The organism is Aerococcus sp. Group 2, assembly GCF_905125285.1.
Classification (GTDB): domain Bacteria; phylum Bacillota; class Bacilli; order Lactobacillales; family Aerococcaceae; genus Aerococcus; species Aerococcus urinae_E.
The window spans coordinates 27,392-43,107 of the sequence record NZ_CAJHPA010000006.1 but is presented as its reverse complement, the minus strand read 5'-3'; the positions used below and the strand labels follow the sequence as shown (position 1 = coordinate 43,107).

The following is a 15,716-nucleotide window of genomic DNA, read 5'->3' as shown; positions in this document are numbered from 1 at the left end:
GCGTCCGCTTCAGAAAAAGGTGATAAATTCTCTTTGAGAATTTTAACACCTTTTTCTTCCAGCGGTCTTGCTCTTTGACGCGCTTGTCACACTCAGCCTCTTTAAGTCGTTATGTTTTTAGAGGTATTTTAGCTAGGCTTCTTGACTGGCGTTCTTACCGGCAATTCGGCCATAGGTAAAGATGTCAGCTAAGGCGTTACCACCTAAACGGTTACCAGCATGGACACCACCAGCTACTTCACCAGCAGCGTATAAGCCCTTGATGATTTCACCATCTTGGTTGATGACATGGGCATCGGTATCGATCTTCAAGCCACCCATGGTGTGATGGACAGCTGGTTTCCGTGGGGTCGCATAGAATGGAGCGATTTCTACCTTTAAATCGAAGGCATTCTTGTGGAAATCAGGGTCTTCCCCTTGGTCCACATAAGAATTATAGGTCGCTACGGTTTCTTCTAAGACACTAGGGTCGACCCCAATTTGTTCGGCTAATTCGCCAATGGTATCAGCCCGGTAGAGGGTGCCGTCTTCGACTTGTTGGTCGATTTTTTCTTGGCTGGTATTATAAGCCGTTTTCTTAATTTCATCGTCAGCAATTAAGTAGAAGAGACTGCCGTTAGCGATGGCTGCCTTGGAAATTTCATCCCGGGTGCCAAATTCATTAACGAAACGTTTACCTTCTTGGTTGACCATGAGGAAGTTCGCTGGCGGAACTTGGAGACCGGTGAAGAGTGCTCCAGTTTCTGGGTCACAGGTTGGGAGCATTTGGATCATGCCCATGTCGACTAAGTCAGCGTGGACTTGTTCCCCTAATTGAATCCCGTCACCAGTGATGGCAGGGGAGTTAGAGGTTTTAATGTCATCGTCAATCCGTTCCCAGTAGGTGTTGTATTCTTGGAGCATCTTGGTGTTGGCCCCAAAACCACCAGAACCTAAAACAACAGCTTTGGCTCTAACGGTTAAGCTAGCACCTTGGTGGTCTGCTTTCACCCCAACGACGCGGTCGTCTTCAACGAGTAATTCGTTAACGCGGGCATCAGTGATGATTTGGCCACCATTGTCTAAGATGAACTTTTCGAGGTTCTTGACATAGGCATAGCCGTTATCACTGGTTGGTTGGTGACCACGCCGCCACATTGCTCCAACTGGCATTTCCACGCTCTTATAGTTGAAGTCCACCCCAATGTCTGATAACCAGTGGACGGAGTCCAGCACGTTATCGGTTAAGGTCTTGACTAGGTCGTAGTTCCCATAGACTTGGTTACCCTTGAGGTCAGTCCGTTTACCACCGAGGTAGGTTTGAATCCGGTGTAAGAGGGTGGAATCGAAGAGGTATTCATCCTTACCCTCAACTTCGTCTAAGTAAGCCTTAATTTGCTTTCTTAATTCGCGGAAGTCTTCCAGGTATTCTTCGTCGATTTCGTTTTCATCGAGATTATAGATTTCTTCCAGGGTGTGGTCTTCACCGGGGAGAGCCTTGAATTCTTTTTGCCATTCAGGGTCAGCCGCATTCATTGGTCCACCGGTACGGACGGTATTTCCACCAATCACCGGGAATTTTTCCAGTAAGATGACCTTCTTACCGCTTTGTAAACTAGCAGCAGCTGCGGATAAACCAGCACCACCCCCACCAACGACTACGATATCCGTTTCCAAGCTTTCGTCCTGGGCGGTTGCTTTTTCAGGCTTAGGCCGTTGGCGTAAGACTTCTGGATCAGCGCCAGCTTCTTTAACCGCGTCGGCCACCCCATCGATAATGCCGTGGCTAGACACAGTAGCACCCGACACGGTGTCCACGTTTAAGCTTTGCCCAGCAATAATGTCTTGGGGCACTTCAGTAAAGACCGGGCTAGCGATCCCCTTAGTTTCTCCGCTGGAATCGACTTCGATTTTTTCGATCCGATGTTCAGATAACTCAACTGTCATGGGGAGGGAGCCGTTATGTCCATTAGCACGCACATGGTAGGTGCCTGGTTTAAAAGTTAATTCTTTAAATTCACTCATGCTTGCATTCCTTCTTTCTCTTCGGTATTTTCTTGACACCTTAAGAATAGCACAAGTTGTCAGTTTTTGTCAGCGCTTACACTTGCTTTAATCGCCTTTAGCTATGCCTTTTTAAGGTGTCTTTAATAACTGAACGGTTATATAACGAGGGTTGGTAGCCATGCTTTAAAATTGCTATTTGCTTCCCTTTAATTTAAGCTAATGAGAGCTTTAATACTCACCTAGCCAGGAGAAAAATCAGCCAGTAAATAGTGACAACTAAGCATAGTAAGAGGATGGACAAATGATTGCAGAATTAGGAAGTATTTTTCAAGAACGTGGTAGTGACTTACTAGCGGCCAGCTGGGAACACCTGACCCTGTCCCTAACCGCCTTATTAATTGCCCTTATCATCGGGATTCCTTTAGCGATTGGTCTTCGCTCCCAGCCCCGGATCGCTGAAGGGGCTCTGCAGGTCACCGGTGTTTTACAAACCATTCCTTCATTAGCGCTTTTGGGGCTTTTAATTCCCTTAGTTGGGATTGGGACGGTGCCAGCCTTAATCGCCTTAGTCGTCTATGCTCTTCTGCCGATTTTTCAAAATACCTATGTAGGGATCACAGAGATTGATCCATCGATCGAAGAGGCGGCGGTGGCCTTTGGTATGTCACCCCTACGTCGCTTATTAAAGGTGGAGATACCGATTGCCTTACCCGTCATTGTGTCTGGGATCCGCCAGGCCCTGGTTTTAATTATTGGAACGGCTACCCTAGCGGCCCTGATTGGTGGCGGAGGGCTTGGGACTTTCATCCTTTTAGGAATCGACCGTAACCAGCCGCTTTTGACCCTAGTGGGGGCGATCGCTTCAGCCCTCTTAGCTTTGACCTTTTCCGCCTTGATTAAGTTCTTGCAGAATAAGCGACCTCTGGTGGTGGTAACTAGTCTCTTAGGGCTTTTCCTGGTGATTGGTGGGGTCAATCTTTACCAAAATGTCCAAGCCCCTGATCAAAAAGTGGTGATTGCCGGGAAATTAGGCAGTGAGCCGGATATCTTGATCAACATGTACCAAGAGCTCATTCAAGCTGAAGATGATCAGATTCAAGTGGAGTTGAAGCCCAATTTTGGCAAGACTAGCTTTCTCTTTGAGGCCCTTGACCACCAAGAAGTGGATGTCTATCCGGAGTTTTCTGGAACCATCCTTGGCAGCCTCTTGGAGAATAAGCCGACTAGCAGTTCTGGAAAGCTTTCTAAGGAAGAAACCTATGACTTAGCTAAGCAGGGTCTGGAGGAAGAATACCAACTCACCTTATTAGAGCCCATGGCCTATGAAAATACCTATGCGATTCTGATGCGCCGCGACCAAGCCGAAACCATGGGGATTAAGAAAATTTCCGATTTAAAGCCCTATGCGGATAAGTTAAGGGCGGGCTTCACCTTAGAGTTTATCGACCGCGAAGACGGCTACCAAGGCATCCAGTCCCTTTATCAGATCCAATTGGGTGAAGTCTCCAGTATGGAACCGGCCTTACGCTACCAAGCCATTGCCCAGGGGGAGGTCGACCTGGTGGATGGTTATTCGACCGATAGTGAAATCAAGGCCTACGACCTGGTGGCTTTAGAAGATGACCTGGGGCTCTTCCCCCACTACCAAGGAGCACCTATGCTAAGACTCGATTATGCCAAAGACCACCCCCAAGTGGTAGCAGCCCTGAACCGCTTAGGCGGCATGATTACTGAGGAGGAAATGATCCAAATGAACTACCAGGTCAGTCAAGAAGGGCAGTCAGCTAAAGACGTCGCCCATCAGTTTCTTCTCAACAAAGGCTTGATTGGAGGTAGCCAATAATGGAAGATTTTATCCGTTTTGATTCCGTGAGCAAGGTCTACCAAGATAAGTTAGTGGTCGATCACTTAGACCTAGAAATTTCTAGCGGAGAATTCTTTGTCCTGGTGGGGCCCTCGGGGAGTGGTAAAACCACCAGCCTAAAAATGATTAATGGTTTAGTCAAACCAGAATCAGGCAGGGTCTACTTTAAGGGGCAAGATATCCGTTCCTATAACTTGAATAAAATGCGCTGGCAGATGGGTTATGTCCTGCAAGATATTGCTCTCTTTCCCACCATGACGGTTGAAGAGAATATCGAAACTATCCCAGAAATGATCGGCATGGCTAAACAGGAACGACAAGCCCGAACTAGAGAGCTCCTCGACCAGGTTGGCTTAGAATCGGAAAAATATAGTCAACGTTATCCCCACGAACTCTCTGGGGGTGAACAGCAGCGGGTGGGGATCTGCCGGGCTATTGCTGCTAAACCGCCTTTAATTCTGATGGATGAGCCCTTTTCTGCCTTAGATCCACTTTCTAGGGAGTCCCTCCAGGAACTTTTACTGGACCTCCACCACAAAATCAAAACCACCATTGTCTTTGTTACTCATGACATGGATGAGGCTTTGCGCTTGGGAGACCGGATTGCCATCATGCAAGCCGGGCGCCTAGTCCAGGTTGATAGCCCTAAAAATATCAAAGCCAAGCCAGCCAATGAATTTGTCCGCCACTTTTTTAAACAGGGGAGTTTAGTGGCAGAAGAGCCGACTTCAGTCGCTTCACTCATACAGGCTTTGCCAGCGATAAAAAGAGAAGCGAATGGAGCAATGGCTAAAGACCTGCCCCAGCTCGATAGCCAAGCCTCCCTGACTGATCTCTACCAGCTTCTGGCCCAAGAGGAAGCGGTAATTATTATTCATGAGGGGAAAAGCCTTGCTTGCTTAAGTCGCTCGGAGGTCTTTACTTATCTGGCTGAAGAGAAAAAATAATCGATTAATTTTAACCCAAAAATTGTCCCAACCCTTAGCCATTGAAATTGGCCAAGGGCTTTTTTATAACTTTTTTCTGAATTATTGTTACTATATAAGTGGATATTGTTATAGAAAGGAAGTTGTTATATGACAGAAACACGATTATTGGACCAAGAAACCATTAAGAAAATGTTGACCATGGACAAGGTGAATCAAATTGTCGAAAAAACCTTCCAAGAGGTAGGGGAACGTCGGGTGAAGAACCCAACCAAGGTCACCTTAGACCTAGGAAACAACAGTGATTGGCCTGAATATGAAGGGTATATGAATGCTATGCCCGCTTATATTGGTGGCTTAGATGTTGCCGGTTTAAAATGGGTCGGTGGTTTCGATGGCAAACGGAAAGAGGCCGGCTATCCTTACATTAATGGGCTCATTCTATTAATTGATCCTCAATTAGGGACCTTTAAAGCAGTGATGGATGGGACCTTAATTACTAACCTCAGAACTGGTGCTCAAACGGCTGTTGCTATTAAGTACCTAGGCTTTGAGAAAGGGTCTGACCTTAACTTAGCCCTCTTCGGTACCGGGATGCAAGCTTCCATGCAACTCCATGCCATTGCTGACTGGTTTAATATTAAACACGTTAACCTCTGGCACTACCATGACAAAGGCGTTAAGGAATTTATCGCTGAACATGAAGACTTAGTGGATGGCGATATTGACTATGTGACTGATGTCAAGGAAGCTTGTGACGCCGATATCGTGATCACAGCAACCAAATCACAAGAAGCCTTACTTGACTACCAAGACGTTTCTGGTGACACGGTCATTATTCCAATTGGTTCCGGTCATGAAATCGGTAACCACCTGATTAACTATTCTGACCACATTGTGGTTGACCACATTGGCCAAGCCTTACACCGTGGCGCTTTAGCGGATGCAGCAACTAAGTCAATTATTGATGAAGATGATATTGACGCAACCATTGGTCAATTAGCTTCAGGTCGTTTAACCTTACCAGGCCTACGTAAGGGGACCACTATCTGTGTACCAATCGGTATCGGTGCCTTAGACATTGCCATTGCTGGTCAATTAGCCAAAGAAGCAGAAGCTGAAAATATCGGTTCCACCTTCTCCTTCAACCCTTATTAATAATAAGTCAACAAAAAGGCTGCGACAGTTTCCTTTCAGGTCAGAAAAATGACTAAAGGGAGGGCTACGCAGCCTTTCTTTTTATTAATCTTTAAGGTTGAGAGTCATGTTGCGGAAGTCTTTATTATCGGTTTCCTTTTCCATGAAGAGTTGGGCGTTAGACTCCTGGTAGTGGCGGGCGAAGTCATAGTCATTGAGCCAAGACCGGATATCTTTGGCTTGGACAAAATAGGGCATGCGGTGGTGGACTTCCTGAGCCAGCGGATTAGCCGCTTGGGTCATGAGCACGGCCCGGGGATGGCTTTGATCTGATCTTGGCCTTTGATAACAGCCACCCACATAGAGAATGTCATTACTGGAAAAACGGTAGCGTTCTTTGTCCTTGGTCCACTCATAGTAGCTAGACATAGGGAAGAGACAGCGACGATAGTGAAAATCGGCTTTAAAAGTTGCCTTATCCGCGATACTTTCCGAACGGGCGTTGATCAATAATTGCCCCTTATTAAAACCTGCATAACCCCACTCCATGCCGCGCGCATGGACGGACTGGTCCGGGTTGGCGCTCAGGGTGAGAACAACCTGGCCAGGGTAGAGGGTCCCAGTTTGGATGTCGGGGTCATTGGCCCGTTGGTAGAAGTGCTTGAGTAAGGCTTCTTCCTGGTTAAATTCATAACGACCGCACATGTTGATTCCTCCTCAATGATTATTTTAAATGAAGTACCACGAATTTATTGCAATTTTTAGATAACTGTAAGTTTTTACTAGTGAGCGGATAGACTTCTTCAGTGGACAAGGACTAAGCCAATTGCTAAACTTTACCATATAGTATATAAGGAGGTTTTTGGATGAACAAGCAAAACTCATTGATTGAACAACAATTGAACCACCGCACTATTCGCGAATTTACCCAAGACCAGATTAGTGACCAAGTGATTTCACAATTAGAAGAGGTAGCGATCCATACCGCAACTTCAACCGGGATGCAGTATGCCAGCGTTATCCGGGTCAAAGATCCTGATAAGAAAGCCCAAATTGCCGAAGTATGTAACCAGGACTATGTTGCCCGGGCTCCTGAGCTATGGATTTTTATTGTAGACCTATATCGCAATACCCAAATTGCAAAGGAACACGACGCAGATACGGCTTCTTCCCACCAATTAGAACGCTTCTTCCAAGGTTATAGTGATGCTGTCTTGATGGCGCAAAACGTGAATAACGCTGTGGAATCCTTAGACATGGGAGCTGTCTTTTTGGGTAGCATTCAAAATAACATGGGTGCCATGATTGATATTCTACAGCTTCCCAAATTAACGGCGCCTGTTTTAGGATTGGCTTTTGGTCATCCTAACCAAGAACCCCAATTGAAGCCTAGGATTCCTAAGGAAATGCGAATCTTTGAAGACACCTACCATTATCCAGACAATGCTAAGGAAATCATGGATGCCTATGACCAAGAAATGACCACCTACTATGACTTACGTGACACTAACCGGCGGGTCGACTCCTTCTATGAACAAGTCGTGAAAAATCCAACCTCCGGCAAAGTCGACGGGAAGAACTAATCGAAGACCTAGGCAAACAAGGCTTCAATATCCAACCCATTGAATAAAGGATGTGAGGAAGGACCAGGGAGGGAGATTCCTTGGAAGAAAAGATGATAAGATCAGATATAAGGATGTGAGAACGCCATCAAAGACTTGAATCACTGGAAGAAAATACCATAAGCACAGCACGACTGTGCGTTGGAATTTTCTGAAGTGACTTCAAGGCTGGCGGTCGAACTCAACTTGATTGATCGTTCAACTTTTCTGAAAGGACATCCCCTCACCCTTCCGAACTCAACTATAAAGAGTGCGACAGTCACAATAGAGGACGAAACCATTGGAGAAAACTGTCATAAGCTCAGCTAGTCTGAGCGTTGGCAGTTTTTGAAATGGACGTTCGTCCTGTGACTGGAGCACGTTTAAAGAGAGTGCGACAAGTGCGTCAAAGATCGATAGAGCTAGGCATACTATATCTGTAACTCGCTAACGCTTCGAACAGCTATAGCAACTGGAGCTAAAGAGCAAAAATTCTTGAAAAAATTTCTTGCACTTTAGTGAAGTGGAGATCGATCTGCACCCGGAGCACGTTTGGAATAGAGTGCGGCAAGCGCAAAAAGAGGGGAGACCATTGGAAGAAGTACGCAGTAAATCCTCAAAGAGGATTTGCAAGGACTTCTGAAATGGAGCTCACCTCGCGCTTGGAGCAGGTTTGAGAGAGTGTGACAGTCACAACACGAGGAGAGCGCCCCATCGCTGGGGTGCTCTTTTTTACGTCATGAAATATCAATCTTCATCAGTAGTGAACTGGTCTTTGAATATATTCCAGGGCTCTTTACTGAGGGGCGGGGTACTGTTAAAAGTCATTATTTCTTTTTTGGTGGGATGAATGAGGCTTAAATGCTGGGCCCAGAGCGCGATTTGTTGGCCCTTGTGACTATATTTTTGACCGTATTTTTGATCGCCCCAGAGTGAGTGCTGGCGGCTTTGAAATTGCACGCGAATTTGGTGAGAGCGTCCAGTATGGAGGCGGACTTTGACCAGGGCGACTTGCTTTCTTTGTTTCAATAATTGGTAGTCAAGGACAGCCTTTTTACCGCGCTTGTCGGCCTTATTAACCACGCTGACCTTATTCTTTTTACGGTTTTTATAGAGGTAATCGGTCCAGGTTTCTTGATTTTTTAGCGTCAAATTTTGGTCTTGAACCACAGCTAGGTAGTCGCGCTTGACCCTATGCCTTCTAAAATCATCCGATAAGCGGCTAGCGGCCTTGGAGGTCTTCCCAAAGGCCATCACCCCACCCACTGGACGATCCAGGCGGTGGAGCAGGGCCAAGTAGACATTGCCAGGTTTATGGTCCCTTTCCTTAATAAATACCTTGAGCGCTGACAGTAGGTCTAGGTCTCCACTAGCATCTTCTTGGACCGGCATATTGATTGGTTTTTCCACAATGAGCAGGTGGTTGTCTTCGTAAATAATGGGGATCGGCATGATCTCTTCCTTTCCTTGATGGTCAATTACCAGTATATACTAGATTGGCTTTTAATTCATAGAATAGAAAAAGCCAAAAAGAAAGAATTTTCTGAAAATTTACCGCTTCAAAGTCAAAAAGTGTGGTATAGTATGTAACAATAAATGAAAGGAGTGATTGGATGTCACGTCATGTAGCAGTTTTTGGAATGGGAAATGTTGGGTCTACTGTTGCCCATCAATTAATCCTTAATGGCCATGTTGATGAATTGACTTTATTTGATACCAATGAAGCAAAGGTGAAGGCAGATGCCTTAGACTTTGAAGATGCTATGAGTAACTTAAACCACAGCGTCAAAATCAATGTCAATGATCAAGCAGCCCTCAAATCAGCAGAAGTTATTGTTTCTGCTTTAGGGAACATTGGCTTAATTGGTGGCGACAACCCTGACCGCTTCGGTGAGTTAAAACACAACCGTGAACAAGTGAAAAAAGTTGGCCAAACGATTAAAGAATCAGGCTTTTCTGGGGTCTTAGTGGTCATTACTAACCCTAATGACGCGATTTGTAACTTGTACCAAGAAGTTACCGGTCTAGCCAAGGAAAAGGTTATTGGAACCGGGACCTTGTTGGATTCTGCACGTTTACAACGGGCTGTGGGTAAATTATTTGATGTTCATCCTAAATCAGTCCAAGGTTACAGTTTAGGGGAACACGGGGACTCCCAATTTGTGGCTTGGTCAACCGTTAAAGTCATGGGCCAAAGCATTTACAAGCTATTAGAAAAAGTCGACTTCAGCTTAGAAGATGTCGACCAAGAAACCCGTGATGGCGGTTACGTGGTCTTCTCAGGTAAGAAATATACCAACTATGGGATTACAGCAGCAGCTGACCGCTTAGTCGATGCGGTTCTTTCCGATAGTCATGAAGAATTACCTGTTTCTAACTACCGTGAAGAATATGGCACCTATCTCTCCTATCCAGCTATCGTTGGTAAAGCAGGGATTGTTAAACAAAGTCAATTAGACTTAACTGATGAAGAGCTTGCCAAATTACAAAATTCCGCTGACACCATCAAAGAAAAATCTAAAGTCGAAGATTAGAATTATTAACAGACAGTGCGACAAGCGCGTCAAAGAGCAAGACCGCTGAAAGAAAATGGAGTAAGTATTCTTAAAGAGAACTTGTCGCCATTTTCTGAAGCGGGCGCTTGCTCTGCGCCTGGAGCACGTTTTAACAGCACACTAGTGAAAAACTGGTGTGCTTTTTTATTATTATTTACTAATCAAAGTTAAGGAAAAAAGTTTATCAATAACAAAATAACAAGCAATGTATTTACTCAAAGTTAACAAACAATTTACGTGAATATTACATAGTCCTGATATACTGACGTAGTTGATAATATGTTAGCGTATGAGGAAAGGAATGTATATGTAGTGAAGAAATTGAAGCGTTTAACCTTATTGCTTGTGAGTTTCTTTTTCTTAGGTGCTTGTGGAAATCAGGAGTCTTCTGACCAATCTGGCAATGAACGCCCTGAAATTAATGTCCAATTTGTACCTACTAATAATGATGGATCAATGGAAGCAAAGGCTAAACCATTTGAAGAATATCTTTCTGAAAAATTAGATGCTGATGTCACTGTAACTTTAGCAACTGATTATTCAACGATCGTAGAAGCAATGGCTTCTGGGCAAGTAGATTTAGGTATTATGCCACCAGCTGCTTATGTACAAGCACGTGAGCAAGGCGCTGCTGAAGCTATTTTAACGTCTGAGTTAGGTGCTTATAACCGTGAGACTGGTTTGCCAGAGGAAGGTGAAACTCGGAGTAGCTTTAAAGGTGAAGTATTGGTACCAGCTGATAGCGATATACAAGAATTTACGGATTTAAAAGGTAAACGTATTGCTACACTTAGTCCAAACTCAGCAAGTGGTTATATTTATCCAGTTGCAGAATTAAAACAAGAAGGTATCGATCCCACTGTTGAATCCACATTAACGACTGTTAATGATATTCCTAGTCAAATGACCGCTTTGTTAAACGGTCAACAGGATGCAGCTTTTGTCTTTGAAGGTGCAAGAAACGTTTTCCAAGACAGTTTTCCAGATAATGATTTACTAAAAGACTTACGTGTTTTATACCTAACAGAAGGTGATATTCCAAATGATGCTATTGCTGTTCAAACAGATATGGATCAAGAGTTAAAAGATAAAATTAAACAAGCCTTTTTAGATATGCCAAAAGACGAAAAAACTAAAGAAGTGATGTCATTATGGGGACATAAGGGCTATGCTGAAGCCAATGAAGCTGCTTACGATACCATTCAAAAATATATTCAAGCAGCAGCAGAATAATTCAGAATCACACCATGTCCAAATGGATTTGGTGTGTTTTTTTATAGGAGGATAGGATACTATGCTGGAATTCAAAGATGTTAGTAAAGAATACTCTAATGGTGTAAAAGGCTTAGATAATATAAATATTCAAATAAAAGATGGGGAATTTGTATCTATTATTGGGCTGAGTGGAGCGGGTAAAAGTACATTTTTGCGCTCGATTAACCGATTAATCGATATCACTAAAGGCGAAATTATAATTGGTGGTAAATCAATGACAAATGCTTCTAAGAAAGAGCTTCGTATGCTTCGTCGCGATATTGGTATGATTGCACAAAGCTTTAATTTAGTAAAAAGAAGCACTGTTCAAAAAAATGTCTTATCAGGTCGTCTAGGCTATTATTCAACATGGAAAAGTATTCTGGGTTTATTTACTCAAGAAGATTATGAGTTATGTTTAGATGCCTTGAAACGGGTTGAATTAAGTGATAAATTGCATTCCCGTTGTGATGAACTAAGTGGTGGTCAACAGCAGCGGGTTTCAATTGCAAGGACCTTAGTTCAACAGGCTAAGATTATTTTAGCGGATGAACCTGTTGCTTCTCTTGACCCAATAACGTCACAACGGGTTATGAGTGACTTAAAAAATATTAATACTACCTTGGGAAAAACAGTATTGGTTAATATTCATTCGGTTGAACTGGCAAAACAATTTTCCACTAGAATACTGGGTTTTAAAAAAGGGAAAATTATTTTTGATGGGAGTCCAAATGAATTAACGGATGATCAATTATCAAAGATATATGGGCAAGATATTGCAAAAGTGATGGAAGGAAGTGTTTAGGGTGAAGCTTAAAGATACGGTCCACTATAATCTTTACCATAACCTTTTCATCCTCTTTATTGTAATTATATGTTTATTAGCCAGTGTTTCCATTACAGACGCTGATTTTTCTAGTCTGTTTACAAATACTAAACAAATGACGAGCTTTTTAAGTCGTTTTTTAAAACCAGATTTTTCCTATATTCCAGAGTTAATTGGACCAATGTTTCAAACTTTGGCCATGTCTGTTGTGGGTACAGTTCTTGGTGTTCTTGTAGCGATTCCTTTTTCTTTACTGGCAACGACTGTAGTTACAGATAATAAAATTATTACATCTATTTTTCGGTTTTTGCTAGGTATTATTCGAACAATCCCTAATCTTCTTTTAGCTGCATTACTAGTAGCGATAATTGGTATAGGTGAATTTACTGGTGTAATGACAGTTGCTATTTTTACTTTTGGAATGGTGTCACAGTTGATTTATGAAAGTATCGAAACAATTGATTACTTGCCAATTGAAGCAACCTATGCCGTAGGTGCAAATCGGATTCAAATGATATTTTGGGCAATTTTCCCTCAAATTGTAGCTTCGATTATTTCCTATTCATTTTATGCATTTGAAGTTAATGTTAGAGCTTCCACAGTTTTAGGTTATGTTGGTGCAGGGGGAATTGGTGTAATCCTAAATTCATCACTAGCACTATTGCAATATGAAAGAGTATCCATGATCATTTTAATGATTTTACTTATTGTTTGGCTTACTGATACCGTCAGCGAAGCAATTAGAAAGCGGGTGCGCTAATCAATGATTAAAAGTCAAAATAAAAACTGGATTTATATTTTAATTTTAGTGCTTATATTTGTAATATCTGCCATAACTATAGATTACTCAGCTTTAGAGAATTTTAAACTTGCCAATATAGGCAATGTTATGAGTGGGCTTTTGACGCCAGATTGGTCCTTTATTTATGATGGTAGTGGTGAAGATTTAGTCTCGCTTTTATTAATTACTATCGGAATAGCTTTTCTAGGAACTTTTATTGGTACAATTTTATCCTTACCTTTTGTTTTATTTAGTGTCTCAGCTTTTTGGAAAAATGCTCCCTGGGTAGCTAAATTGGGTAAGTTAATATTAAATATTTTACGTGCCTTCCCTGAACTAGTTTATGCGATGATTTTTGTTAAGATGGTAGGGCCAGGGCCCTTTGCCGGTGTAATGGCAATCGGTATTCATCAGATTGGGATGATCGGAAAGTTATTTACTGAAGAAATAGAAAATGCAGACGACACACCAGTGGAAGCGATGGAGGCTGTGGGGGCTAATTTTTGGCAAATTCTATTTTATGCACGAATTCCCCAAGTACTACCTATGTGCGGCTCGCTAGTATTGAATCATTTTGAAATTGCAGTTAGAAGTGCTTCGACTCTAGGGTTAGTAGGAGCTGGGGGAATTGGAGCGCCTTTAATTTTTGCTATCCAAGCGCGAAATTGGCCAACTGTAAGCATTATATTAATTGGTGTAATTATTACAGTTTATCTAATTGATCAATTAGCAGGAATGATAAGGAATAGACTACGGTAAGGTTGTGTAAATTTATGAAAATTTTGCATTTGTCTGACATTCATTTTAAAGTGAAATATTCTGATTCCTCAACTCAATATTTGCAAATGCTTCAATCGATGCAGCATCCACAATTGAAATTGACCCATTTAATTGATTTATTGAAGAATAGAGGCATTGAATATGATTATGTAGTAATCACTGGAGATCTTTGTGATGATGGTACGGTGGAGGATTATCAGCAGTTAAAAATTTTGTTAGATAGTCTATTAGCAGTTCCTTACTTTGTTGCTTTAGGTAATCATGATATCAAGGAAAATTTTTATAAAGGATTTTTGAATCAAGAAGACAATAGACCTTATTGTAAAGTTTTTAACTTAGAAAATTTTTCAATCATTAGCTTTGATAATTCTCAATATGGATTATCAAATGGTTATATAGACAAGGAGCGCTTAAATTGGTTAAAGGAAACATATCGAAAGCTAAATAATGAACCAGCTCTCCTTATGATGCATCATCATTTGATTAAAAGACAAGCAGATATCCCAGCTTTAGAAGCTCCCAAGGCTTTTCGACAAATCCTATGTGACAATCCAACGATGGGGATATTGACAGGGCATACTCATCACCAATTTGCGGATTATTATCAAGGTATTCCTTATTTTACAGCTGATGCTATTGCTTTTGCTGGTCAAGATATGAGTGATGGAAAAGTTCGATTTGATGAAAATTATGGGGCTAATATTTATACTATTAAAGATCGAAAAATAATAAATAACACTGTCTATTCATTATATACAGGAAAAATTATTAAAGAAGTTCAGTTTTAATTTTTTAAACAATGGCTAGATTGGTAATGGTATTTGCTGTAAGGATAGAGAGATGCTTATTTCAATGGAGAATGAATAGGAGCCTATGACTAGTTTGTAGGCTCTTTTTACCCCCTCCAAAGAAGAAAGCGCTTCCCTTGATTTTTAATGGCCTTCTTGACATACTGCAAGTAGAAAATAGTAGCCTATATAAGAATCTGGAGGGATTAAGATGAAGGAGACTTTTAAAGCTGTTGTTGTGCGTAGCGATGGCGATGAAACCTCTTATGCTTTGGAAGATTACCAATTGGGAGACCAGCCGGTGGATGAGGGCGATACGGTTGTCAAACTGTCCTACTCATCGATGAATTATAAGGATATGCTAGCCACCCAGCACCAAGGAGGCGTGATTCGTTCCTATCCACTCATTCCCGGCATCGATGCTAGTGGAGAAATCATTGAGACCAGCCATCCTGAGGCCAAGATAGGAGAAAAAGTGATTAATACTTGTTCACAAGCGGGAGTGACCCATAACGGCGGTTATAGCCAATACCTCAAAGTGCCCTATGATTGGTTGGTAAGTTTGCCAGAGGGACTAAGTGAAAAAGAAGCCATGATCTATGGGACAGCTGGACTAACCGCTGCTTATTCGGTCGATAGTCTGCTCAAACACGGTATGGACCTTGACCAACAGCCTGAAATTCTGGTCACTGGCGCTAGTGGTGGAGTAGGGAGTATCGCCCTAGCCATCCTGCATAAGCTAGGGTTCAAAAATATTAGCGCTTTGATAAGGAAGGACTACCAAGAGGCATTAGTTAAACGATTAGGAGCTAGTCAGGTGATCTGGCCAGCGGATTTAGAAGGGGACAAGCCCTTGAATAAACGCCGCTTTGACTTTGTCTTAGATACGGTTGGGGGCCAGGTTGCTGCCCAAGCCATGACCTTTATTCGTGAGTGGGGATCGATGACCCTGTGTGGGAATGCAGGGGGCAATCAGTTGGAGACTACGGTGCTTCCCTTAATCCTTAGAGGGGTCAACTTGCTGGGGATTAATAGCCAAGAGCTTGATATCCATTACCGGCAGGAATTATGGAATAAACTTGCCACTGACTGGAAGGTGGTTGACCTTTTATCCTATGACAGTATTGGCCTAGACGATATTGAGGAGACGGTTGAAGCCCTAAAGGCCGGTCAACATATGGGAAGAACGATTATTGACCTCAAGGATGCTTAAGAACT

Annotated in this window: 14 protein-coding genes; 11 read left to right on the top strand and 3 right to left on the bottom strand. The window is 42.6% G+C overall.

Annotated features, from left to right (window positions below; genetic code table 11):
- Positions 1–132 precede the first annotated feature (132 nt).
- Positions 133–2,004, bottom strand: coding sequence for a flavocytochrome c (locus JFU01_RS07895; protein ID WP_195856518.1), 1,872 nt, complete (start codon positions 2,002–2,004; stop codon positions 133–135).
- A 283-nt stretch (positions 2,005–2,287) separates the two neighbouring features.
- Here JFU01_RS07895 and JFU01_RS07890 point away from each other — a divergent pair, with 283 nt between their 5' ends.
- The 3 genes from JFU01_RS07890 to JFU01_RS07880 all read left to right on the top strand — a co-directional run bounded on the left by JFU01_RS07890 (position 2,288) and on the right by JFU01_RS07880 (position 5,934).
- The gene (locus JFU01_RS07890; RefSeq protein ID WP_269775746.1) at positions 2,288–3,829 is read left to right on the top strand and encodes an ABC transporter permease/substrate-binding protein; all 1,542 of its coding nucleotides are present in this window, start codon (positions 2,288–2,290) and stop codon (positions 3,827–3,829) included.
- Positions 3,829–4,797, top strand: a complete 969-nt coding sequence (locus JFU01_RS07885; protein ID WP_195856517.1) for an ABC transporter ATP-binding protein — start codon at positions 3,829–3,831, stop codon at positions 4,795–4,797. Before JFU01_RS07890 ends, JFU01_RS07885 begins: the two co-directional genes overlap by 1 nt.
- Positions 4,798–4,926: 129 nt before the next feature.
- Positions 4,927–5,934 carry an ornithine cyclodeaminase family protein gene (locus JFU01_RS07880; protein WP_195856516.1) on the top strand — a complete coding sequence of 336 codons (1,008 nt, stop codon included), beginning with the start codon at positions 4,927–4,929 and terminating at the stop codon, positions 5,932–5,934.
- 84 nt (positions 5,935–6,018) lie between these two features.
- On the opposite strand, the gene JFU01_RS07875 is transcribed toward JFU01_RS07880, so the two are convergent.
- On the bottom strand, positions 6,019–6,618 hold the full coding sequence (locus tag JFU01_RS07875; RefSeq protein ID WP_195856515.1) for an SOS response-associated peptidase: 600 nt from the start codon (positions 6,616–6,618) through the stop codon (positions 6,019–6,021).
- Between the two features lie 161 nt (positions 6,619–6,779).
- Between JFU01_RS07875 and JFU01_RS07870 the strand changes: the two genes are divergently transcribed.
- On the top strand, positions 6,780–7,496 hold the full coding sequence (locus JFU01_RS07870) for an NADPH-dependent oxidoreductase (RefSeq protein ID WP_195856514.1): 717 nt from the start codon (positions 6,780–6,782) through the stop codon (positions 7,494–7,496).
- A 765-nt stretch (positions 7,497–8,261) separates the two neighbouring features.
- On the opposite strand, the gene JFU01_RS07865 is transcribed toward JFU01_RS07870, so the two are convergent.
- On the bottom strand, positions 8,262–8,966 hold the full coding sequence (locus JFU01_RS07865) for an RluA family pseudouridine synthase (RefSeq protein WP_195856513.1): 705 nt from the start codon (positions 8,964–8,966) through the stop codon (positions 8,262–8,264).
- A gap of 161 nt (positions 8,967–9,127) precedes the next feature.
- Here JFU01_RS07865 and JFU01_RS07860 point away from each other — a divergent pair, with 161 nt between their 5' ends.
- From JFU01_RS07860 to JFU01_RS07830, 7 genes are all read left to right on the top strand, one after another.
- Positions 9,128–10,048, top strand: coding sequence for an L-lactate dehydrogenase (locus tag JFU01_RS07860; RefSeq protein WP_195856512.1), 921 nt, complete (start codon positions 9,128–9,130; stop codon positions 10,046–10,048).
- Between the two features lie 333 nt (positions 10,049–10,381).
- Positions 10,382–11,302 (top strand): phosphate/phosphite/phosphonate ABC transporter substrate-binding protein, encoded by a 921-nt coding sequence (locus JFU01_RS07855; RefSeq protein ID WP_198434224.1) that lies wholly within the window; start codon positions 10,382–10,384, stop codon positions 11,300–11,302.
- Between the two features lie 61 nt (positions 11,303–11,363).
- On the top strand, positions 11,364–12,128 hold the full coding sequence (gene phnC / locus JFU01_RS07850; protein ID WP_195856510.1) for a phosphonate ABC transporter ATP-binding protein: 765 nt from the start codon (positions 11,364–11,366) through the stop codon (positions 12,126–12,128).
- A 1-nt stretch (position 12,129) separates the two neighbouring features.
- Positions 12,130–12,909 carry a phosphonate ABC transporter, permease protein PhnE gene (phnE, locus tag JFU01_RS07845; RefSeq protein ID WP_195856509.1) on the top strand — a complete coding sequence of 260 codons (780 nt, stop codon included), beginning with the start codon at positions 12,130–12,132 and terminating at the stop codon, positions 12,907–12,909.
- 3 nt (positions 12,910–12,912) lie between these two features.
- On the top strand, positions 12,913–13,689 hold the full coding sequence (phnE, locus tag JFU01_RS07840) for a phosphonate ABC transporter, permease protein PhnE (protein ID WP_195856508.1): 777 nt from the start codon (positions 12,913–12,915) through the stop codon (positions 13,687–13,689).
- Positions 13,690–13,703: 14 nt separating this feature from the next.
- Complete coding sequence (locus JFU01_RS07835) at positions 13,704–14,498, top strand: metallophosphoesterase family protein (RefSeq protein ID WP_195856507.1); 795 nt, start codon at positions 13,704–13,706, stop codon at positions 14,496–14,498.
- Positions 14,499–14,709: 211 nt separating this feature from the next.
- A complete protein-coding gene (locus tag JFU01_RS07830; protein WP_195856506.1) occupies positions 14,710–15,711 on the top strand; it encodes a YhdH/YhfP family quinone oxidoreductase in 1,002 nt (333 codons plus the stop codon).
- The last annotated feature ends 5 nt before the right edge of the window (positions 15,712–15,716 follow it).